Genomic DNA, 21,113 nt, shown 5'->3' with positions numbered 1-21,113 from the left:
CCCTTGCACAGGTTCATGTCCATGCCCGCGTTGATTGAAGCCTTTCTTGACCCCGCCTCCTCGACCTACAGCTACGTGGTCTACGAGGCCGATGGCGGACAATGCGCAATCGTCGACCCGGTGCTCGACTACGATGGCGCCGCCGGCCGCACCTGCACCGCTGAGGCCGACAAGATCATCGCTTTTGTGCGGGCACACAGCCTGCAAGTGCAATGGCTACTGGAAACCCACGCCCACGCCGATCACCTGTCCGCCGCGCCGTATCTACGCCGGGAACTGGGAGGCAAAATCGCGATTGGCGAATCGATTAGCAAAGTGCAGAACGTGTTCAAGGCGTTGTTCAATCTCGAGCCGGAATTCTGTGTCGATGGCTCGCAGTTCGATCACCTGTTCGCGCCGAACGAGTCATTCACCATCGGCAACCTTAAGGCCACGGCGCTGCATGTGCCGGGGCATACACCGGCCGACATGGCTTACCTGATCGACGGCGAGCAGATTCTGGTCGGTGACACGCTGTTCATGCCGGATGTCGGCACGGCGCGCTGCGACTTCCCCGGCGGCAATGCCCATCAACTGTTCAACTCGATTCAGAAACTGCTGGCCTTCCCTGCCAGCGTGAAACTCTACGTTTGCCACGACTACCCGCCTGAAGGCCGCGAAGCCCAATGCCAGACCACCGTCGGTGAACAGCGTAAGAGCAACATTCATGTACATGACGGCATTGATGAAGCGGCGTTCGTCGAGATGCGCACCCAGCGCGATGCCGGGCTCGGCATGCCGACGTTGTTGCTGCCGGCGATTCAGGTGAATGTGCGCGCGGGGAATTTTCCGGCGGCGGAAGACAACGGTGTGGTGTACCTGAAGATTCCGCTCAATTCTTTATAGGAACCAGTCACTCGAACCATCACCAGCTTATTTTTCCTACGAACGCTGGCGATAGTGATGAACTGGTGAAAATCCTCTCAGCGAGCAGACTCCATTGAACAAACATTCAATGGAGTTTTCGCAATATGGATATTCGTCGTAATCACCGTGACATGTCAGCGGCACAGAAAGCCGCGTTCATCAGGGCGATCCTGATTCTGAAGAATCATACCCCCAGCATTCTGCGACCCGGCGAGCAGTGTCGCTACGATGACTTTGTACAGATTCACAAGAACTCCATGGGGCTGGGCAATCCGATCACCCCCAACCCCCATCGCAACCCGCTGTTTTTTCCCTGGCACCGGATCCTGATTCGCCAATTCGAGTGGGAACTGCAAGTCGTGGCTGACGACCCTGGCATTACCCTGCCTTACTGGAACTGGAGCATGAGCGGCGCAGACAATCCCTTCAATGATGACTTCATGGGCAGGGATGGCGATCCCCAGTCAAACCAGCGTGTAACCCTCGGGCCATTTGCTTTCAAGGGTCGCGCCTTTGACGTCAGGGTCTGGAATGGTGACGAAGGAGCTCCGGAACTCAGGCGCGACTTCGGCGCGGACGGCTCGCCACTGCCTGACGCGCAAGAAATCGAGTCGGTCATGATGCGAACACCCTACTGGTCTGAACCTGAAGGGTGGGAAAACACTATTGAGCAGATGCACAACAATGTGCATTCGTGGGTGGGCGGCAACATGGGTACAGCCACATCGCCGAACGACCCGATATTCTTTCTGCACCACTGCCACCTCGATTACCTGTGGGAACGGTGGAAGCGTCAGCACCCTGCCGAACCCGCCATCGCGTTTGCCGATGACGCCTCCCAGGACATGCTCGATGTCACCCTGATCTTTCATCCGGACATCGAGCCTGCACCTTGGCAAAGAACCTGGAAGGTTGGACAGGTCCTCGACACGGAGGCACTTGATTATCGGTATGACTTGAGTGATGGCGCCGCAATCAGGCGCCCAGAATCAGACCGTTGACCGGCAGCGGCAACGCCGTCTTGTAGCGCACCTGTTTGAGCGCAAAGCTCGATCGGATATTCGCCACACCGGGAACCTTGGTGAGGAAGTCCATCATGAAGCGTTCCAGCGACTGAATCGTCGGCACCAGGACCCGGATGAGGTAATCCGGGTCTCCGGCCATCAGGTAGCACTCCATTACCTCAGGGCGATCAGAAATCGCCTCTTCGAAATGCTGCAGCGCCTCCTCGACCTGCTTCTCCAGGCTGACATGGATGAACACGTTGACATGCAGGCCCAGCAAATCGGCGTCGAGCAGCGTGACTTGCTCGCGAATCAGGCCTAATTCTTCCATGGCCTTGACCCGGTTAAAGCACGGTGTTGGCGACAGATTTACCGAGCGTGCGAGGTCGGCGTTGGTGATGCGCGCATTCTCCTGAAGGCTGTTGAGAATGCCGATATCGGTACGGTCCAGTTTGCGCATGAGACAAAACCACCTGTTTTTTATGTTTATGCAGATTTTTTATCTGCAAATCGTCTCCAGCGCAACGAAACAGAGAGAAATATTCTTCTTGCCCGCGCCTATGATTGTTGTAGGACAAGATTTCTTCTACCGAAGAATGACTGCCAGCTCACTACAAGAAATTCACAAGATCGAGCGTAGAAGCCATGACACAAGCGTACGAACCGCTGCGTCTGCACGTCCCTGAACCCTCGGGCCGTCCAGGCTGCAAAACTGATTTTTCCTACCTGCATCTGACCGATGCCGGTACGGTGCGCAAACCTCCCATCGACGTAGAACCTGCCGACACCGCCGACCTGGCGCGAGGCCTGATTCGCGTGCTCGACGATCAGGGCAATGCCCTCGGCCCATGGGCTGAAAACGTGACGGTCGAGATCCTGCGCAAAGGCATGCGCGCCATGCTCAAGACGCGCATCTACGACAACCGCATGGTGGTCGCCCAGCGTCAGAAAAAGATGTCGTTCTACATGCAGAGCCTTGGCGAAGAAGCCATCGGCAGCGCCCAGGCGCTGGCGTTGAACGTCGACGACATGTGTTTTCCGACCTACCGTCAGCAAAGCATTCTGATGGCGCGCGACGTGCCGTTGGTCGACCTGATCTGCCAGTTGTTGTCCAACGAGCGCGATCCGCTCAAGGGCCGTCAACTGCCGATCATGTACTCGGTGAAGGACTTCGGCTTCTTCACCATTTCCGGCAACCTCGCCACCCAGTTCATTCAGGGCGTGGGCTGGGGCATGGCTTCGGCGATCAAGGGCGATACCAAAATCGCCTCGGCCTGGATCGGCGACGGCGCCACCGCCGAATCGGACTTCCACACCGCCCTCACCTTCGCCCACGTCTATCGGGCGCCGGTGATCCTCAACGTGGTCAACAACCAGTGGGCGATTTCGACCTTCCAGGCCATCGCTGGCGGTGAAGCCACCACCTTCGCCGGACGCGGCGTCGGTTGCGGCATTGCCTCGCTGCGTGTTGATGGTAACGACTTCTACGCGGTCTACGCGGCTTCTGCCTGGGCTGCCGAGCGCGCCCGCCGCAACCTCGGCCCGACCATGATCGAATGGGTCACCTACCGCGCCGGCCCGCACTCGACCTCCGACGATCCGTCCAAATATCGTCCGGCCGATGACTGGAGCCACTTCCCGCTCGGCGACCCGATCGCGCGTCTCAAACAGCACCTGATCAAGATCGGCCACTGGTCCGATGAAGAGCACGCCGCCGTCAGCGCCGAACTCGAAGCCGAAGTGATTGCCGCGCAGAAACAGGCCGAGCAGTACGGCACCCTCGCCGGCGGCCAGATTCCAAGCGCCGCGACCATGTTCGAAGACGTCTACAAAGAGATGCCGGAGCACTTGAAGCGCCAGCGTCAGCAGTTGGGGGTCTGAGATGAACGATCACAACAACAATATTCAGCTGGAAACCGCCATGACCACGACCACCATGACCATGATCCAGGCCCTGCGCTCGGCCATGGATGTGATGCTTGAGCGCGACGATAACGTGGTCGTGTTCGGTCAGGACGTCGGTTACTTCGGCGGCGTGTTCCGTTGCACCGAAGGCCTGCAGACCAAATACGGCTCATCGCGGGTGTTCGACGCACCGATCTCCGAAAGCGGCATCGTCGGCGTCGCCGTCGGCATGGGCGCTTACGGTTTGCGTCCGGTAGCTGAGATCCAGTTCGCCGACTACGTCTACCCGGCGTCCGACCAGATCATTTCCGAAGCGGCGCGTCTGCGCTATCGCTCGGCTGGCGAGTTCACCGCACCGATGACCTTGCGCATGCCGTGCGGTGGTGGCATCTACGGTGGCCAGACCCACAGCCAGAGCATCGAGGCGATGTTCACTCAAGTCTGCGGCCTGCGCACGGTCATGCCGTCCAACCCGTATGACGCCAAAGGTTTGCTGATCGCCTCCATTGAAAACGATGACCCGGTGATCTTCCTCGAGCCAAAACGCCTGTACAACGGCCCGTTCGACGGCCACCACGACCGCCCGGTAACCCCGTGGTCGAAACACCCTGCCGCGCAAGTGCCGGACGGTTACTACACCGTGCCGCTGGACGTCGCCGCGATCACCCGTCCGGGCAAGGACGTCACCGTGCTGACTTACGGCACCACCGTGTATGTCTCGCAAGTGGCCGCTGAAGAAAGCGGCGTCGATGCTGAAGTCATCGACCTGCGCAGCCTGTGGCCGCTGGACCTGGAAACCATCGTCAAATCGGTGAAGAAAACCGGTCGCTGCGTGGTGGTTCACGAAGCCACTCGCACCTGCGGTTTCGGTGCCGAGTTGGTATCGCTGGTGCAAGAGCATTGCTTCCATCACCTGGAAGCGCCGATCGAACGCGTCACCGGTTGGGACACCCCCTACCCGCACGCGCAAGAGTGGGCGTATTTCCCTGGCCCGTCCCGTGTGGGCGCGGCTTTGAAACGGGTTATGGAGGTCTGAATGGGCACGCACGTTATCAAGATGCCGGACATTGGCGAAGGCATCGCAGAAGTAGAACTGTCGCAGTGGCACGTCAAGGTTGGCGATCTGGTGGTTGAAGATCAGGTACTCGCGGATGTCATGACCGACAAGGCGATGGTCGATATTCCGTCGCCGGTGCACGGCAAGGTGATTGCGCTTGGCGGTCAGCCGGGTGAAGTGATGGCGGTTGGCAGCGTGCTGATCAGCATTGAAGTGGAAGGCGCGGGCAATCTGAAAGAATCGGCTGCGCCGGCTGCGGTTGCTGCCAAGGAACCTGCTGCACCGAAAGTCGAAGCTGTCGTAGAAACCAAACCCGCCGCCGCTGCACCGCGTTCGGCTGCCGTTTGCCAGGGCCCGATGGTTGCCCGTGAGGCGGATGAACGTCCGCTGGCCTCTCCGGCCGTGCGCAAACACGCGCTGGATCTGGGCATTCAATTGCGCCTCGTGCGTGGCAGTGGCCCGGCCGGTCGCGTATTGCACGAAGACCTCGACGCCTATCTGGCGCAAGGTCAGTCCAACGCTCAAGCGCCAGTGGCAGCGGCTTATGCCCAGCGCAACGACGAAGAACAGATTCAAGTGATCGGCATGCGCCGCAAGATCGCCCAGCGCATGCAGGACGCCACCCAGCGTGCCGCGCACTTCAGTTACGTCGAAGAAATCGACGTCACCGCGATTGAAGAACTGCGCGCGCATTTGAACGAAAAACACGGCGCCAGCCGTGGCAAGTTGACCTTGCTGCCGTTCCTCGTCCGCGCACTGGTCGTCGCCCTGCGCGACTTCCCGCAGATGAACGCCCGTTACGACGACGAAGCCCAGGTAATCACTCGCCTCGGCGCTGTGCATGTCGGGGTCGCCACGCAAAGCGATGTCGGCTTGATGGTGCCGGTGGTGCGTCACGCCGAAGCGCGCAGCCTGTGGGACAGTGCTGCAGAAATCTCGCGCCTGGCCAACGCCGCCCGCAATGGCAAGGCCAGCCGCGATGAACTGTCCGGCTCGAGCATCACCCTGACCAGCCTCGGTGCGTTAGGCGGCATCGTCAGTACGCCGGTGCTGAATCTGCCGGAAGTGGCCATCGTCGGCGTCAACAAAATCGTCGAACGCCCGATGGTCGTCAAAGGCCAGGTAGTGATCCGCAAGATGATGAACCTCTCCAGCTCCTTCGATCACCGCGTGGTCGATGGCATGGACGCGGCGCTCTTCATCCAGGCCATACGTGGCTTGATCGAACAACCCGCCACTTTGTTTGTGGAGTAAGGCTCGTATGCAATCTCTGAACACCACGCTGCTGATCATCGGCGGCGGTCCTGGCGGTTATGTGACGGCGATTCGCGCCGGGCAACTGGGCATTCAGACCATTCTGGTCGAAGGCCAATCGCTGGGCGGCACTTGCTTGAACATCGGCTGCATCCCGTCGAAAGCGCTGATCCACGTCGCTGAGCAGTTTCATCAGACCCAGCAGCACAACCAGCATTCGGCGTTGGGTATCAGCGTTTCGGCGCCGACCCTCGACATCAGCAAAAGCGTCGAGTGGAAGGACGGCATCGTTGATCGCCTGACCATTGGCGTCGCCGCATTGCTGAAGAAGAACAAGATTCAAGTCATCAACGGCTGGGCCAAAGTCATCGACGGCAAAACCGTGGAAGTCGGCGACACGCGCATTCAGTGCGAGCATCTGGTGCTGGCCACCGGTTCGACCAGTGTCAATCTGCCGATCCTGCCGATTGGCGGGCCGATCATCTCCTCCACCGAAGCGCTGGCGCCTAAAAGCGTGCCGAAACGCCTTGTCGTGGTTGGCGGTGGCTATATCGGTCTGGAGTTGGGCATTGCCTATCGCAAGCTCGGCGCGGAAGTCAGCGTGGTCGAGGCGCAGGAGCGCATTCTGCCGGCCTATGACGCTGAGCTGACGCAACCGGTGCATGAAGCGCTGAAGCAACTGGGCGTGAAACTGTATCTGAACCACAGCGTGCAGGGTTTCGACGGTACGTTGCAGGTGCGTGATCCAAACGGCGACACCCTGAATCTGGAAACCGATCAGGTGCTGGTGGCCGTCGGTCGCAAACCGAATACACAAGGCTGGAACCTTGAAGCGCTGAATCTGGACATGAATGGTTCGGCGATCAAGATCGACGGCCGCTGCCAGACCAGCATGCGTAATGTCTACGCGATCGGCGACCTGAGCGGCGAGCCGATGCTCGCCCACCGCGCCATGGCGCAAGGCGAGATGGTTGCCGAGCTGATCAGCGGCAAAACCCGCGAATTCAATCCAACCGCCATCGCTGCCGTGTGCTTCACCGACCCGGAACTGGTGGTGGTCGGCAAAACGCCGGACGAGGCCAAGACTGCCGGGCTCGACTGCATCGTTTCCAGCTTCCCGTTCGCCGCCAATGGCCGGGCGATGACGCTGGAATCGAAAACCGGCTTCGTGCGCGTGGTCGCGCGTCGCGACAATCACTTGATTGTCGGCTGGCAAGCGGTGGGGGCCGGGGTTTCGGAATTGTCCACGGCGTTTGCGCAAAGCCTGGAAATGGGCGCGCGGCTGGAAGACATCGGCGGCACCATTCACGCACATCCGACCTTGGGTGAAGCGGTGCAGGAAGCGGCGTTGCGTGCGTTGGGGCATGCGCTTCATCTATAAAGATCAAAAGATCGCAGCCTTCGGCAGCTCCTACAGGGGTTCGCTGAGCTTTTGTAGGAGCTGCCGCAGGCTGCGATCTTTTAATGGTGGATGCGGATTTTCATAAGCAGGCTATAAATCTGCTATCTCCCCATCGTCCGGGCTGCGAAACCGCTCAAGAATGAAGTATTGTTGTGCCCATCCAAAAAACGTCAGAAGCCTTGAACCGTTTCGGCGGTTGTTCAGTGATAGAGGGTGTCATGGGTAACGAAAGCATCAATTGGGACAAGCTGGGTTTTGACTACATCAAGACCGACAAGCGCTATCTGTCGTACTTTCGCGATGGCGAGTGGGACAAAGGCACCTTAACCTCTGACAACGTGCTGCACATCAGCGAAGGCTCGACTGCCCTTCACTATGGTCAGCAGTGCTTCGAAGGCATGAAGGCCTATCGTTGCAAGGACGGTTCGATCAACCTGTTCCGCCCGGACCAGAACGCTCTGCGCATGCAACGCAGCTGCGCGCGTCTGCTGATGCCGATGGTCGAAACCGAGCAGTTCATCGAAGCCTGCAAAGAAGTGGTTCGCGCCAACGAGCGTTTCATTCCGCCATACGGCACCGGCGGCGCGCTGTACCTGCGTCCGTTCGTGATCGGCGTGGGTGACAACATCGGCGTGCGCACCGCGCCCGAGTTCATCTTCTCGATCTTCTGCATCCCGGTCGGCGCCTACTTCAAGGGCGGCCTGACCCCGCACAACTTCCAGATCTCCAGCTACGACCGCGCCGCCCCACAAGGCACCGGCGCAGCCAAGGTCGGCGGCAACTACGCAGCCAGCCTGATGCCGGGCTCGAAAGCGAAGAAAGCCAACTTCGCTGACGCGATCTACCTGGACCCGATGACCCACACCAAAATCGAAGAAGTCGGCTCGGCCAACTTCTTCGGGATCACCCACGACAACAAGTTCGTGACCCCGAGCTCGCCATCGGTACTGCCGGGCATCACCCGTCTGTCGCTGATCGAGCTGGCGAAAACGCGTCTGGGCCTGGAAGTGGTTGAAGGCGATGTGCTGATCGACAAACTGGCTGACTTCAAGGAAGCCGGCGCCTGCGGCACTGCTGCGGTGATCACCCCGATCGGCGGCATCAGCTACAACGACCATCTGCATGTGTTCCACAGCGAAACCGAAGTCGGCCCGGTGACCCAGAAGCTCTACAAAGAGCTGACTGGCGTGCAAACCGGCGACATCGAAGCGCCAGCGGGCTGGATCGTCAAGGTTTGATCTGACGGTTGCTGATGTACGAAAGCCCCCACCGGGAAAACGGTGGGGGCTTTTTATTTAAAGCGAGATCAAAAGATCGTCCGATCGCGGCCCGAGCCTTCGGCAGCTCCTACAGTGACTCAGTATGCTTGGGACATTTGTGTATCGGGTGTTCACGCTTCCCTGTAGGAGCTGCCGAAGGCTGCGATCTTTTATTTAAGCGCAATCCGTTTCCCGGAACGCCCGGCAATCCCGCTAGCCTGCCCATTCTGCTGTTTGCCCATCCGCGCCTGGGTAATCAGCCCGGGGATCAATTCCCCCTCCGGCAGATTCTTCCAGAACCGCACCGGCAAATGCCCTTGCATCACCTTCGGGTTGAGCCGCGCCGGGTTGAAGATGTGGCTGTAGTAGGTCAGCCACAGATCACCGTGCGGATCGTCGACGTTCTGTGCCATTTGCTGCCATTCCACCGGGCATTGGCGCTCATGGATCAGTTGTTCGCCATCGTAATAAACGCCATCACGCGGGGTCGCGATCAGCCAACGGTGCCGGCCCATGCGCGCGACGAAATGCTCGCTGGCGCTGTGCAGGATGTCGTGGGCCGGTTCATGCCAGGCCACATATTGCGGACCTGGCAAATCTTTCGGCCGCTCGATGAAGCGTACAAAGGCATGCAGGTGATGGGCTTCGCGGCGTACTTGCTTGATCCGCCGCTGTAACTCGCTGCCCAGCTTGTCCCCAGCCATCATCGCCGTGCGATCGCCGTGGCTGACCCGCCACAGAACTTCGTACAAGAGACTCCAGCGCTGGTCGCCGCGATATTGTGCGGCTTGCCCAAGCGTATCGAGCAATGCTCGCGGAATCCGCGCCTGGAATGGCCCCTGCCCTTCGGGTACTTGATGATCACTGGCGAAAAGATCACTGACGCCCTCGCTGGCCCAACTCACCACGCTCGGGTCGACTTCATGGCTAAGCAGCCAGCGTGCCTGCTGGCGCCAGGTGTCGAACAGGTCGTCACAATCGAGATTGATCATCCCCACAACCCCATCTGCTGCGGCATCGGCCGGTCGCGCAATTGCTGATACAGCAATTGGCTGGTGACCTCGGCCTGCTGCGGGTGGTAATCGCTGGTGATGATGAACGGCTTGGCCTTGGCCAGCACACAACGCATGCGCGCTACGTCTTCGTAACGGATGCGCCGCTGCCGGCGCAACTCCACCAGGCGCTCCGTGGTGCGCAGGCCAATCCCGGGAATGCGCGCGATCAACGAGGGTTCGGCGCTGTTCAGGTCCAGCGGGAATACCTCGCGATTCTGCAGCGCCCACGCCAGTTTCGGGTCGATGTCCAACGCCAGGTTTCCCGGCCCCTTGAGCAACTCGCCAGCGCTGTAGCCGTAGCTGCGCAACAGAAAATCAGCCTGATACAAGCGATGCTCGCGCATCAGCGGCGGCGCGGCCAGCGGCACGCTTTTCGGGCTGTCGGGGATCGGACTGAACGCCGAGTAGTAGACCCGGCGCAGCCGGAAGTTACCGTACAAGGCCTGGGCGCCATGGAGAATGGTGCTGTCGTCGGTGTCATCGGCGCCGACAATCATCTGCGTGCTTTGTCCGGCCGGCGCGAACTTTGGCGCTCGTGGCTCGTTGAGTACGGTCTGCTCGCCGGTGTAGATGGTTTGCATCGCCTGCTTGATCGAACCGATGTCTTTCTCCGGAGCGAGGATTTGCAGGCTGGTATCGGTCGGCAGCTCGATGTTGACGCTGAGGCGATCGGCATAACGTCCAGCCTCCGCGATCAATGCCGGATCGGCTTCGGGAATGGTCTTGAGGTGGATGTAGCCGCGAAACTCGTGCTCTTCGCGGAGCAATTTGGCCACTCGAACCAGCTGCTCCATGGTGTAGTCCGCCGAGCGGATAATCCCCGAACTGAGAAACAGCCCGCTGACGCAGTTACGGCGGTAGAAGTCCATGGTCAGCGCCACGACTTCCTCGGGCGTGAAACGCGCGCGAGGTACATCGCTGGAGCGGCGGTTGACGCAGTATTGGCAATCGTAGAGGCAGAAATTGGTCAGCAGAATTTTCAGCAGCGAGACGCAGCGCCCGTCCGGCGTATAACTGTGGCAAATGCCCATGCCATTGGTCGAGCCCAGACCACTCTTGCCCTCGGAACTGCGCTTGGGCGCGCCACTGCTGGCGCAGGAGGCGTCGTACTTGGCGGCGTCGGCGAGAATACTGAGCTTGTCGATGATTTGCATGGCACGGGCCCTTTACTGGTTGCATATACAGTATAGGGTCGACCTGTCAGGTTCAAGGTGTAAGCGTGCCCTTCGTCGGCAGATCAAAAGATCGCACTACACGTGATCACCGCTCTTTGTAGGAGCTGCCGAAGGCTGCGATCTGTTGATCTGACTGTTCTCAATCGTCAATTCGATACCAAACTTGGCACGAATTTCCTTGCGCCCCACCGCCGTCAACGCCAACGCCCGACTGTCCAGATCCTGCGTCACCCACTTGCGCTTCAACGCCGTTTGCAGCAACGCCGCCCCCAGTGCCCCACCGAGATGCGGCCGGCGCATGCTCCAGTCCAGGCACGGGCAGGCAAATTTGCGCCGCAGTGCATTCAAGTCCTCGACCTCAATGCCCAACCCCGCAAACAGCGCCTCACCGCTGTCGCTCAAGCGATACGCCTGCTCGTCGGTCGCCAGCAACCACCCCGCTTCGAGCAAGCGGTCGTGCAGCATCACCGCCAGTGTCCCGGCCATGTGGTCGTAGCAAGTGCGGGCAAATTGCAGGCGATCCGGTGTGTGCGGCTTGAAGGTTGGCGCGGCGTTCTGGCCGATCACCATCAACGCTTCCAGCGCCTGTGCGACACGTTTGTCGGCGAGGCTGTAATACCGATGGCGGCCCTGAACATGCAGACGCACCAGCGCAAGATCCTTGAGTTTGGCCAGGTGCGCACTGGCGGTGGAGGCGCTGACTTCAGCAACGGCTGCCAGCTCGGTGCTGGTGCGGGCGTGGCCGTCCATCAGCGAGCAGAGGATTTTCGTGCGCGCCGGCTCGGCGATGGCCGCGGCCACCTGCGAGACGCCGATGTCTTGATGTTCTGCGTGCATATTTCGCTCCCGGACGAATCATCGCCGTTACGGACTGCAGATAGTAGCAACACTTTCCCTATCGACAAGGCTGCGAACCATGGACCCGATCATCGCTGCAACTCATGCCGATCCCTATCCCTACTACGCAACACTACGCGGCATGGGTGGACTGACGTTTGATCCCGAACTGAAATTGTGGGTCGCCAGCAGCGCTCGCGCCGTCTGCGCGGTTTTGGTTCACCCGGACTGCCACGTGCGCCCAGCGCTGGAGCCGATACCCAAAGCGATCTCCCAAGGCATGGCCGGCAAGGTCTTCGGCCAACTGATGCGGATGAACGACGGCGAACGCCAGCGCTGCCCACGATCGGCGTTTGAACCGGCGCTGGGGTTGATCGATCAGGACGACGTCAGCGCCCGGGTGAGCGCACGGTTGATAACCACAGACGCCGATGGCCTATACAGCGCCATGTTCCGCGGCCCGGTGTGCGTGGTCGCGGCGTTGCTTGGTTTCACCCCGGCACAGGCACGGACAATCAGTGCGCTGACGGCCGATTTCGCGGCGTGCCTGTCGCCATTGAGCAACGAATTGCAACTGGTGGCGGCCGACGTCGCGGCGCAAAAATTACACGGCCATTTCACTGAGTTGCTGGCAGAGCCTGATGTGCACAGCGCATTACTCGCGGGGATCGGCCAGCGCTTTGACGGCGAAAAGGAGATCCTCATCGCCAATCTGATCGGCCTCTGCTCGCAGACATTCGAGGCCTGCGCCGGACTGATCGGCAATGCGCTGCTGGCGTTGCGGCGCCAACCTGAAATACGGGAAGCACCAATGGACGCGCTGTTGGCGGAGGTCCAGCGCTTCGACCCGTCGGTGCAGAACACCCGGCGCTTTGTCGCTGCCGCTTGCGACATCGACGGTGTGCGCCTGGAGGCTGGCGAGGTGATTCTTGTACTGCTCGCTGCGGCCAATCGTGATCCGGCGTTCAATGAAGATCCGGACCAGTTTCTCTGGGATCGCCCGAATCGGCGCAGTTTCAGTTTTGGCAGCGGGCGGCATCAATGTCCGGGACAAGCCTTGGCGATGAGCATTGCCAGTGCAACCGTGAGGGAGATTCTCAGTCACGGCATTGAACTGGATCGCCTGAACTGGCACTACCGGCCTTCGCTCAATGGGCGAATTCCATTGTTCAGCCTGAGAGACCACACTGGATCTGCGTCGTGCACAAATCCTCTGTAGGAGCTGTCGAGTGAAACGAGGCTGCGATCTTTTGATCTTGTTTTCAAGGATCAAGATCAAAAGATCGCAGCGTGCCGCAGCTCCTACAGGGGCGCATTGCAATTCAGGAGCTGCCGAAGCCTGCCGTCCTTTGATCTTTACCGGCTCGCACCCAGCAACTGCTCGCGCAACTCGGGGTTGCGCGTACGCGGGTCCAGCCAGATATCAAAAAACGCCCGGGCAAACCGGGGATCATTAATCTCGTGCTGCAACTGCTGGCCAACAAAAAACCGCGCGCCCTGCCCCGGCAGATAGACCCCGGTGATACGCGTGCCAGCCTGCACATCAATGAACGATTGCCGCATCTGAACCTGCCACGCGGCAAGTTGTGCAGGACTGATCGTATTGCCGGCCAGACGTTTGATTTCATCGACGCTGGCCTGCACCAGATCGTCCCGGGAAATGCTGCGCTGGTAGATAAGCTCCAAAGCGAACGGCTGGCCGTCCGCCAACGGACGCGAGGCACTCCATAAACGTGCGTTGTACACATCGAAGCCGAACACGCTGAATTCGCCGCGGCCAATGATTTGCGCGCCCGGCACCGCATCCTGCCAATTGGCCCAGGCCGGCGTGGCGAGCAATGCCCAAAGGCCAATGCCGCAGCATCCACGCCATAACCTCAGTGTTCTGTTCATCGCAGCATCGACTCCGGCATTGGCCCTGATAATCAAAGCATAGCCGAGTACCACATCGAAAATCTTGTATACAAAAACCGCACACATCTGCAGCAATGTACGTCCGGCAATGCTACCGTGGCCGTCTCTCACAGACGGAGACACCTGCGTGCTGATCCTCAAACTCCTACTGATTCCCGGTTTTCTGCTGCTGATCTCATTGGCCAGCAAGCGTTGGGGGCCAAGTGTGGCCGGGTGGCTGTCGGGGTTGCCGGTAGTGGTCGGGCCGATTCTGTTTTTCCTCGCCATCGAACAGGGGCCACAATTTGCCGCGCAGTCAGCGGTGGCCGCGTTGTCGGCGATGTTTGCCATGATCGCCTTCTGCATCACATACGCGCAGGTCGCGCAGCGGGCGAACTGGCCGTGGGCACTGAGCGCTTCGCTGGCTGTCTGGGCGGCGCTGGCGTTGGTCTTGTCGCTGATCCCGGCGTCGCTGCCGTTTTCTATAGGGGCGGCCGCAGTAGCTTTATTGGCAGCCCCCTACCTGTTTCCCAAGGTACAACCGGTGCTGAATCGCCCGGCGCCAAAGTCGGACAAACTGATCTGGCGGATGATCGCCGGCGCGGCGTTGACGCTGTTGGTGACGATGCTGGCCAGCACCGTCGGCGAGCGCTGGAGCGGACTGCTCGCGGTGTTTCCGGTGCTCGGCAGTGTCATGGCGGTGTTTTCCCAGCAGACCCGCGGCCCCGAGTTTACGGCGGCGTTGTTGCGAGCCACGGCGACCGGGATGTACTCGTTTTCGGCGTTTTGTCTGGTGTCAGCACTGACATTGCCAAGCCTGGGCTTCAGCGGATTCGCCTTGGGCGTCGCTGTGTCGGTGGCCATGCTTGGCGTCACGCGCAAACTGCTGGCCAAACCGGCACCGCAACCACAAGCCTGACGAGCCGGGCTGGAGTGCCACGGCGCTGCGTGGGATGATCGCCCACCTGGCATGACCACTTCCCGGAGATTCGAATGACATTGTTGAGCAAGAAAGCCGTCGTCCTGTTGCTGGCGGCGGTCGCCGGCCTCGGCGCCATCAACGCTCAAGCGGCCACGGCCAAGGAAAAAACCGCCACCGAGAAGGTCTCGATGTTGGGCGGCAAATTCACTTTCACCTTGCCCAAAGGCTTCGTTGCTGAACCGTTGCCGGCCAGCCCGACCGGTGCCAAGGGCACGATGTACACCAACCAGACCAGCAAAACCGTGGTGATCGCCGCAGAAAACCAGATCCCCGAAGGCAACAACGTCAAGGACAACGACAGCGAGTTTCTGGACGGCAGCGTGTCCGATTTCATCGAAGCCCAGCGCAAAGCGCTACCGGACTTCAACAAACTCAGCGAAAAAAGCCTGACCCAGAAAGGCACTGGCCTGGGCCTGCGTCAGGTCGACAGCACCGCCAGCCAGGGCGGCGGCCAAACCCTCAACACGACGTTGATGGCCGGTTCCGGGACACGCATGGCGCTGGTTCAGGTGATCTCCCGGGTCAGCGACAAGAAAGGTCATGATGCGCTGGTGAAGACCATCGTCAAGGATTGAGCTGCTGCAACCAGGCGTTCAAGTCGCGCAGTTCGGCCGCAGTGATGCTGTGGCCGACGCCGGGATACGCGTGAAACTGTGGTTTGTAATCCAGTTTCTGGAGTAATGCATTGGCCTCAGTACCGTGGTGATATGGCACTGGATCATCGGCTGTGCCGTGACCGATGAAGATGTTCAGCGGCAGCGGTTGTTGTCCGGTCTTCAGGTCTGCTTTCAACACCGGCAATAAACGCCCGCTCAACGCCGCAATACCGCCCACCGCCACGGGTGGTCGCAGGCCCACCTCGTAGGTCATCATCGCGCCCTGGCTGAAACCGATCAGGTAAACCTTGTCCGGGGCAGCGTGATATTTCTTCGCCGCTTGCGCGACAAAATCCCGAAGTTTCTGGCCGCTGACCTTCAGATCATCGGTCTCACCGTTGTAGGCGCCTTCGCCTTTCTTGCGAAACCACTGGAAACGCCCTTCGCCCAACGCCAGCGGTGCCTGCACCGAAAGGTAGTTGTACTGCGCCGGCAGCTGAAATTTCATGCCGATCAGATCGGCTTCATTGCTGCCGTAACCGTGCAGGAAAATCACCAACGGACGTGGATCGGCGTCAGGGTGAACCTGTTCGATGTACTTGAGTGGCAGATCGGATTGCAGCGTGGTTTGAGCATGAACGGCGGTGGACGCCAGGAGGGTCAACAGAGCAAACGCCTTCAAAATAAGTCTTCCTTCACAGGGTGCAGGGTTCGGGGGGAGCCTAACATCCTGAAGCAAGGATCCAAATATTGAGGTGCCGCTGATACCGCTATCGCTGGCAAGCCAGCTCCCACAGGTTTTGTGAACGCCCCAGAACAATGTGGGAGCTGGCTTGCCAGCGATGAGGCCCGCAAACACGCCGAAGATCCGTCAGTCGTTATTCAGCTTCCCCGTCCGAAACGCCACCCGCCCCGCCACTTTCGCCTGCCAGATCCCCGGCTCGGTGTAACGCCCGCGATCAATCGCAAACAACACCCCGCTGGTTCCGGCGCGCACGGTAGTTACTCGATCTTTCAACGGATCCACCACCTCGAACAACGCATCCCCCTTCTCTACCCACTCGCCCGCCGAGCGCAGAAAACTCACCACACCATGGTGCGGCGCGAAGAGGTATTCGGTGCCTTCAAACGGCATGCCTTCACAGCAATCGCTTGGTGCCGCCGGCCATTCACCACTGATGAAGCCCTGCTCGGCGAGAAACCCGAGAATAGCCTCGCAATTGGCCTGCGCCTGATCGACCCGAGTATCGCCCATGCTGCCCAGCTCCAGCGTGGTCGCAAGGTTGGCGGGCGGAATGGCCGCGTTCGGGAAGGCTTTTGCGAGGCGCAGCCACGGCGTCGAACAGGACTCATCGAACGAACTGCCGCCGGAATCTTCACACAACAACGCCACGCCCGCCTTCAGCCGTGCCGCCAGCGATTGCCACTGCGGCCAGTGCTGCGGCAGCGCATAAAGGTGAATTGCGGCGTCGAAATCGCAGTGCAGATCGAGGCTGATGTCCGCATCGCAGGCGTGTCGCAGCAACAAACGATGCAGGGCTTCCAGTTGCGAGGCCGGGGCCGGCAGATCATCGAAAACCTGGCCCATGGTCTGACGAATCAACGCAATGTTGGCTTCGGCGTCAGCCCCCAGACGCTCGCCGATCAACGCTGCCACCGGCGCACTGAGTTCGACGAACGCGCGGTTGAAGTTCTTGCCGCTGCCCAATTCGAAGCGGCCCATGTGATTGCCTTGCAGATGCTGATCGAGCCCGATCGGGTTGGCCACCGGCACCAGTTCAATCACGCCTTGCAAACGACCCTGCGCTTCAAGTGCGCTCAGGCGTTGCTTGAGTTCCCACGCAGTGCGCATGCCCGGCAGTTCATCGGCGTGCAGGCTGGCCTGGATGTACACCTTGCGGGCGCCCGCGCCGTAACGGAACACGCTGAGGGAACGTTCGCTGCCCAAATGGCTCCAGGGCAGAAGATGGTCGATGCGTTGCATAAGAAAACTCCGCGAACTCTGTAGGAGTTGCCGCAGGCTGCGATCTTTTGATCTTGATCTTTAAAAGCAGGATCAATAGATCGCAGCCTGCGGCAGCTCCTACATTGGAAAGGTGTTGTGCAGGATAAATCATGGGCATAAAAAAAGTGGCCACCGCGTAAACGGGGCCACTTTTTTCTACGGCGTATTAATGGCCGTACACGTCAAAGTCGAAGTACTTGTCCTGCACTTTCTTGTACTCGCCGTTAGCGCGGATTTCGGTGATGGCTTTGTTGAACTGCTCAGCCAGGGCCGCATCGCCCTTGCGCACTGCAATCCCGGCGCCGCCGCCGAAGTATTTGGCGTCTTCGTAGGTCGGACCGACGAATTCGAAGCCTTTACCCGCGTCGGTTTTCAGGAAACCGTCGCTGAGGTTGACCGAGTCGGCCAGCATCGCGTCCAGACGGCCAGACGTCATGTCGAGGTTGGCTTCCTGCTGCGAACCGTAACGCACCAGATCGATCCCGGCCGGTACCAGCACTTCGGTGGCGAAACGGTCGTGGGTACTGGCGCGCAGTACACCGACTTTCTTGCCTTTGAGCTGGGTCAGCGGATCGGTGACATTGGAGCCGGCCTTCATCACGAAACGGGCCGGGGTGTGGTAGTACTTGATGGTGAAATCGACGTTTTTCTTGCGGTCGTCAGTGATGGTCATCGAGGACAGGATCGCGTCGATTTTCTTCACTTTCAGCGCCGGGATCAGGCCATCAAATTCCTGCTCGACCCAGGTACATTTGACTTTCATCTGCTCACACAGCGCATCGCCGATGTCCACATCGAAACCGGTGAGTTTGCCGTCAGGGGTTTTCATCGAGAATGGCGGGTAACCGGCTTCGATACCGATGCGGATCGGCTTGGCGTCTTCAGCCACAGCGGTCAGGGACAACATCGACAGTGCCAGGGCACCGAACATCACTAGCTTCTTCATTTATTACTCCTGTGTGCGGAGGCTTTTATTGGCAGCTTTCGATTCAGCGTCCGGTCAAGGCCATATAGCGGCAAAAACCGAAGTGGTCGGCAGTCTATGGCGGCGCGCACAGGGCAAATTGTTTTTAAGCGACAATTACTTACAGAAGTTCGGCGCACTGATTGACCGGGGTCAACAGGTGCGCCGTCGTGGTGCAAAGGCTGTAGGACAAGCCCTAAATCGATACCAAAAATCTCGTGTAGGAGCTGCCGAAGGCTGCGATCTTTTGACTTTGCTTTTTAGAAACAAGATCAAAAGATCGCAGCCTGCGGCAGCTCCTACAATGGGATCAGCATTCGCAGCCGATTGCGGTTTTGGCGGCTAGCTTAACGCTCAATTGAAAACCTTCATCGAGCCAACCGGTCACGCCACCGATCATTACTTTGACCGGGTAACCCAGCGCCGCCAGTTTCACCGCAGCCTTGTTCGCGCCGTTGCAATGCGGGCCGGCGCAATAGACCACGAACAACGTGGTTTTCGGGTAGCTGGCCAGTTCCGCCGCCGTCAGCAACCGGTTCGGGATATTGATCGCGCCTGGTACATGACCGCGCTCGAAGGCCACTGGCCCGCGAACATCGACCAGCACAAAGTCGACCGCACCGGCCTCCTGGCTGCTGAACACGTCGGAACAATCGGTTTCAAACGTCAGACGATTGCTGAAATGCATGAGGGCGATGGCCGACGGGGCGGCAGGGATTTCGCAAACCAGGCTGGGCATAAGGTATTGCTCCTTCATCTGAGTGGGTGTGAACAGACTTTATCCAGCCAACGCTTATCGCTACAGTGGCGGATAAGACACTCACCGGGAATTTTCCGCCAAATGCCTACTTCACCAGGTTTGGTCGCGATTCTGGCCTACGACGGCCTCTGCACATTCGAGTTCGGCATCGCCGTAGAAATCTTCGGCCTGACCCGGCCGGAGTTTGAGTTCCCGTGGTACGAGCATGCGATTGCGGCGGTCGATCAAGGCCCGATGCGCGCCATGGGCGGGATTCAGGTGCTGGCTGACGGCGGATTGGAGCTGCTGGCCGAGGCCCGAACCATCATCATCCCCGGCTGGCGCGACCGAAATGCTGCGGTGCCTCCAGCATTGATTGACGCGCTGCGTCAGGCCCACGCACGGGGTGCGCGGCTGTTGTCGATCTGCTCAGGCGTTTTTGTGCTGGCCGCCAGCGGCCTGCTCGATGGGCGCGGCGCCACCACCCATTGGCGTTACACAGCGGAATTGGCGCTACGCTTTCCAGCAATTGCAGTCGACCCGGATGTGCTCTACGTCGACTCCGGCCAGTTGATCACCTCGGCAGGCAGCGCGGCCGGCATCGATGCCTGCCTGCATCTGGTGGCGCGCGACTTTGGCACTCAGGTTGCCAATTCCGTGGCACGGCGACTGGTGATGTCGCCGCAGCGTACCGGCGGCCAGGCGCAATTCATTCCAACCCCCGTCAGCCAGACGCCGCGCAACGATCTGTCACGCGTGATGCAGTGGGCGCGCGAGCGCTTGCACGAGCCGTTGGAGGTGCGCGATCTGGCGAGTGAAGCGGCGATGAGCGAGCGAACATTCCTGCGGCGTTTCACCGAAGCCAGCGGGCAATCGCCCAAGGCGTGGTTGCAGCATGAGCGGTTGGCGCGGGCGCGGGAGTTGCTGGAGAGCACTGACCAACACACCGAACAGATTGCCGAGCGCTGCGGTTATCGGTCGGTGGAGAGTTTTCGGGTGGCGTTTCGCGGGGTGGTTGGAGTGCCGCCGTCGGTGTATCGGGAGCGGTTTGGGGGTGGGGTCAGAGCCAATTCTTGAAGGGATTTCAAGGGCGCAATCGCGAGCAGGCTCACTCCTACAGTGGATCTGCGGCGTGATCGGTTCAAATGGACAACGTTGAAAATCAGCTCACGAAGATATCCCTGTCTGGAACCGAATATCTGGTAATCCAAAAGGGGCTTGATTTATATCGATTTCGATATAACCTGATGATCAGGTGATTTCTGCCATGCCTTGCAACACACCGCCGCATCACGATTCGCGCTGAGCGATTAGACTTTTCCGGTCAAAACAGGAGAAGTCGATGCCAAGACACAAGGATGTGGTGTTTGTCGGGACCGCGCTCAAGGATCTGAAAACTTTCCCCATTGATGCTCGCAGAGCTGCGGGATTTCAGTTGGATCTATTGCAGCAGGGTGACGAACCCTTTGATTGGCGCCCCATGAAAACAGTAGGTCGGGGCGTCAACGAAATCAGGATCACCGAGGATTCAGGAGCGTTTCGAGTGTTTTACGTGGTCAACCGACCCGAGGCGATCTATGTGCTGCACGCCATGCACAAGACCACCCGCAAAACTGAAACGCGAGATATCGAATTGGCACGCGCCAGATACCAGGAAATCATTTAGCCATGAAGGATCATCAAATCGCTTCCGAGCGCTTCTCAAGCGTCTGGGATGCACTGGAAGATACCCCGCAGGAGGCCGCCAATATGCGTTTGCGGGCCAAACTGATGCGCACTCTTTGCGAGACCATCCGCGCCTGGGAGCTTCCACAAAAGGATGCAGCCAAACGACTGGGGATCAGTCAGCCACGCCTGAACGATGTACTCAACGGCAAGATCGACAAGTTCTCTCTGGATGCGTTGGTCAATCTGTCGGCCGCAGCGAAGTTGGAAGTGGACATTTGCTTCCCGCTGAACCCGACCCTGCACTGGGCCTGACAGCCGCCTGTTCTCAGAGGCATTGCATCGAACCTGCAGAGCATACTCGCGAAAACGTCGACACATTCACCGCCGAAAGTCGGAGAGGATAAACGGCGTA

The 21,113-nt window shown here is 59.5% G+C and carries 23 protein-coding genes; 14 read left to right on the top strand and 9 right to left on the bottom strand.

All coding sequences use genetic code 11. The features are described 5' to 3' along the window. Positions 1–21 precede the first annotated feature (21 nt). Together ACA061_RS11105 and ACA061_RS11100 are read left to right on the top strand one after the other, a co-directional pair. Positions 22–885 (top strand): MBL fold metallo-hydrolase, encoded by an 864-nt coding sequence (locus tag ACA061_RS11105; protein WP_497301528.1) that lies wholly within the window; start codon positions 22–24, stop codon positions 883–885. A gap of 125 nt (positions 886–1,010) precedes the next feature. Beyond that, entirely contained in the window at positions 1,011–1,907 is an 897-nt protein-coding gene (locus ACA061_RS11100) for a tyrosinase family protein (protein ID WP_210701911.1), read from the top strand. Here the strand turns inward: ACA061_RS11100 and bkdR are convergent. After that, positions 1,882–2,370 (bottom strand): Bkd operon transcriptional regulator BkdR, encoded by a 489-nt coding sequence (bkdR, locus tag ACA061_RS11095; RefSeq protein WP_103305884.1) that lies wholly within the window; start codon positions 2,368–2,370, stop codon positions 1,882–1,884. The genes ACA061_RS11100 and bkdR overlap by 26 nt on opposite strands. Before the next feature lie 185 nt (positions 2,371–2,555). Here bkdR and ACA061_RS11090 point away from each other — a divergent pair, with 185 nt between their 5' ends. From ACA061_RS11090 to ACA061_RS11070, 5 genes are all read left to right on the top strand, one after another. Then, on the top strand, positions 2,556–3,791 hold the full coding sequence (locus ACA061_RS11090) for a 3-methyl-2-oxobutanoate dehydrogenase (2-methylpropanoyl-transferring) subunit alpha (protein ID WP_497301524.1): 1,236 nt from the start codon (positions 2,556–2,558) through the stop codon (positions 3,789–3,791). A gap of 1 nt (position 3,792) precedes the next feature. After that, positions 3,793–4,851, top strand: a complete 1,059-nt coding sequence (locus ACA061_RS11085; protein ID WP_042559684.1) for an alpha-ketoacid dehydrogenase subunit beta — start codon at positions 3,793–3,795, stop codon at positions 4,849–4,851. Beyond that, a complete protein-coding gene (locus ACA061_RS11080; RefSeq protein ID WP_210555113.1) occupies positions 4,852–6,126 on the top strand; it encodes a dihydrolipoamide acetyltransferase family protein in 1,275 nt (424 codons plus the stop codon). Positions 6,127–6,133: 7 nt separating this feature from the next. Next, positions 6,134–7,507 (top strand): dihydrolipoyl dehydrogenase, encoded by a 1,374-nt coding sequence (lpdA, locus tag ACA061_RS11075; protein WP_497301521.1) that lies wholly within the window; start codon positions 6,134–6,136, stop codon positions 7,505–7,507. Positions 7,508–7,746: 239 nt separating this feature from the next. Then, a complete protein-coding gene (locus tag ACA061_RS11070) occupies positions 7,747–8,766 on the top strand; it encodes a branched-chain amino acid aminotransferase (RefSeq protein WP_150604587.1) in 1,020 nt (339 codons plus the stop codon). 191 nt (positions 8,767–8,957) lie between these two features. Here ACA061_RS11070 and ACA061_RS11065 read toward each other — a convergent pair whose 3' ends face one another. The 3 genes from ACA061_RS11065 to ACA061_RS11055 form a co-directional block, all read right to left on the bottom strand. Further along, on the bottom strand, positions 8,958–9,779 hold the full coding sequence (locus ACA061_RS11065) for a TIGR03915 family putative DNA repair protein (protein ID WP_497301518.1): 822 nt from the start codon (positions 9,777–9,779) through the stop codon (positions 8,958–8,960). Further along, a complete protein-coding gene (locus ACA061_RS11060) occupies positions 9,776–10,996 on the bottom strand; it encodes a putative DNA modification/repair radical SAM protein (protein ID WP_150595510.1) in 1,221 nt (406 codons plus the stop codon). Before ACA061_RS11060 ends, ACA061_RS11065 begins: the two co-directional genes overlap by 4 nt. Before the next feature lie 96 nt (positions 10,997–11,092). Beyond that, positions 11,093–11,854 (bottom strand): ArsR/SmtB family transcription factor, encoded by a 762-nt coding sequence (locus ACA061_RS11055; protein WP_210555110.1) that lies wholly within the window; start codon positions 11,852–11,854, stop codon positions 11,093–11,095. A 79-nt stretch (positions 11,855–11,933) separates the two neighbouring features. Between ACA061_RS11055 and ACA061_RS11050 the strand changes: the two genes are divergently transcribed. After that, the gene (locus ACA061_RS11050; RefSeq protein WP_497301516.1) at positions 11,934–13,073 is read left to right on the top strand and encodes a cytochrome P450; all 1,140 of its coding nucleotides are present in this window, start codon (positions 11,934–11,936) and stop codon (positions 13,071–13,073) included. A gap of 137 nt (positions 13,074–13,210) precedes the next feature. On the opposite strand, the gene ACA061_RS11045 is transcribed toward ACA061_RS11050, so the two are convergent. Further along, entirely contained in the window at positions 13,211–13,747 is a 537-nt protein-coding gene (locus ACA061_RS11045) for a chalcone isomerase family protein (protein ID WP_497301513.1), read from the bottom strand. A 148-nt stretch (positions 13,748–13,895) separates the two neighbouring features. Here ACA061_RS11045 and ACA061_RS11040 point away from each other — a divergent pair, with 148 nt between their 5' ends. After that, positions 13,896–14,666: a hypothetical protein gene (locus ACA061_RS11040; protein WP_497301510.1), complete on the top strand. Its 771-nt coding sequence runs from the start codon at positions 13,896–13,898 to the stop codon at positions 14,664–14,666. Positions 14,667–14,740: 74 nt separating this feature from the next. After that, positions 14,741–15,304, top strand: coding sequence for a DcrB/PsbP domain-containing protein (locus tag ACA061_RS11035; protein ID WP_150604581.1), 564 nt, complete (start codon positions 14,741–14,743; stop codon positions 15,302–15,304). On the opposite strand, the gene ACA061_RS11030 is transcribed toward ACA061_RS11035, so the two are convergent. The 3 genes from ACA061_RS11030 to ACA061_RS11020 all read right to left on the bottom strand — a co-directional run bounded on the left by ACA061_RS11030 (position 15,294) and on the right by ACA061_RS11020 (position 18,276). Then, positions 15,294–16,010 carry an alpha/beta hydrolase gene (locus ACA061_RS11030; RefSeq protein WP_210555107.1) on the bottom strand — a complete coding sequence of 239 codons (717 nt, stop codon included), beginning with the start codon at positions 16,008–16,010 and terminating at the stop codon, positions 15,294–15,296. The two genes, ACA061_RS11035 and ACA061_RS11030, sit on opposite strands and share 11 nt — an antisense overlap. A 186-nt stretch (positions 16,011–16,196) precedes the next feature. After that, complete coding sequence (locus ACA061_RS11025; protein ID WP_497301507.1) at positions 16,197–17,309, bottom strand: succinylglutamate desuccinylase/aspartoacylase family protein; 1,113 nt, start codon at positions 17,307–17,309, stop codon at positions 16,197–16,199. A 187-nt stretch (positions 17,310–17,496) separates the two neighbouring features. After that, complete coding sequence (locus ACA061_RS11020; RefSeq protein WP_115146805.1) at positions 17,497–18,276, bottom strand: ABC transporter substrate-binding protein; 780 nt, start codon at positions 18,274–18,276, stop codon at positions 17,497–17,499. Positions 18,277–18,304: 28 nt separating this feature from the next. Between ACA061_RS11020 and ACA061_RS11015 the strand changes: the two genes are divergently transcribed. Beyond that, on the top strand, positions 18,305–18,640 hold the full coding sequence (locus ACA061_RS11015) for a hypothetical protein (protein ID WP_210701905.1): 336 nt from the start codon (positions 18,305–18,307) through the stop codon (positions 18,638–18,640). Here ACA061_RS11015 and ACA061_RS11010 read toward each other — a convergent pair. Beyond that, positions 18,605–19,033, bottom strand: coding sequence for a rhodanese-like domain-containing protein (locus ACA061_RS11010; RefSeq protein WP_497301504.1), 429 nt, complete (start codon positions 19,031–19,033; stop codon positions 18,605–18,607). The two genes, ACA061_RS11015 and ACA061_RS11010, sit on opposite strands and share 36 nt — an antisense overlap. Positions 19,034–19,135: 102 nt before the next feature. Here ACA061_RS11010 and ftrA point away from each other — a divergent pair, with 102 nt between their 5' ends. From ftrA to ACA061_RS10995, 3 genes are all read left to right on the top strand, one after another. Continuing rightward, on the top strand, positions 19,136–20,110 hold the full coding sequence (ftrA, locus tag ACA061_RS11005) for a transcriptional regulator FtrA (protein ID WP_497301501.1): 975 nt from the start codon (positions 19,136–19,138) through the stop codon (positions 20,108–20,110). Positions 20,111–20,375: 265 nt separating this feature from the next. Beyond that, positions 20,376–20,699, top strand: a complete 324-nt coding sequence (locus tag ACA061_RS11000; RefSeq protein WP_150616451.1) for a type II toxin-antitoxin system RelE/ParE family toxin — start codon at positions 20,376–20,378, stop codon at positions 20,697–20,699. Between the two features lie 2 nt (positions 20,700–20,701). Next, the gene (locus tag ACA061_RS10995; RefSeq protein ID WP_150616452.1) at positions 20,702–21,013 is read left to right on the top strand and encodes a helix-turn-helix domain-containing protein; all 312 of its coding nucleotides are present in this window, start codon (positions 20,702–20,704) and stop codon (positions 21,011–21,013) included. Positions 21,014–21,113 lie beyond the last annotated feature (100 nt).

It is taken from the genome of Pseudomonas sp. LBUM1668 (genome assembly GCF_059695715.1).
Note: the sequence above shows the minus strand (reverse complement) of the source record. Positions and strands in the feature narration are given on the sequence as shown.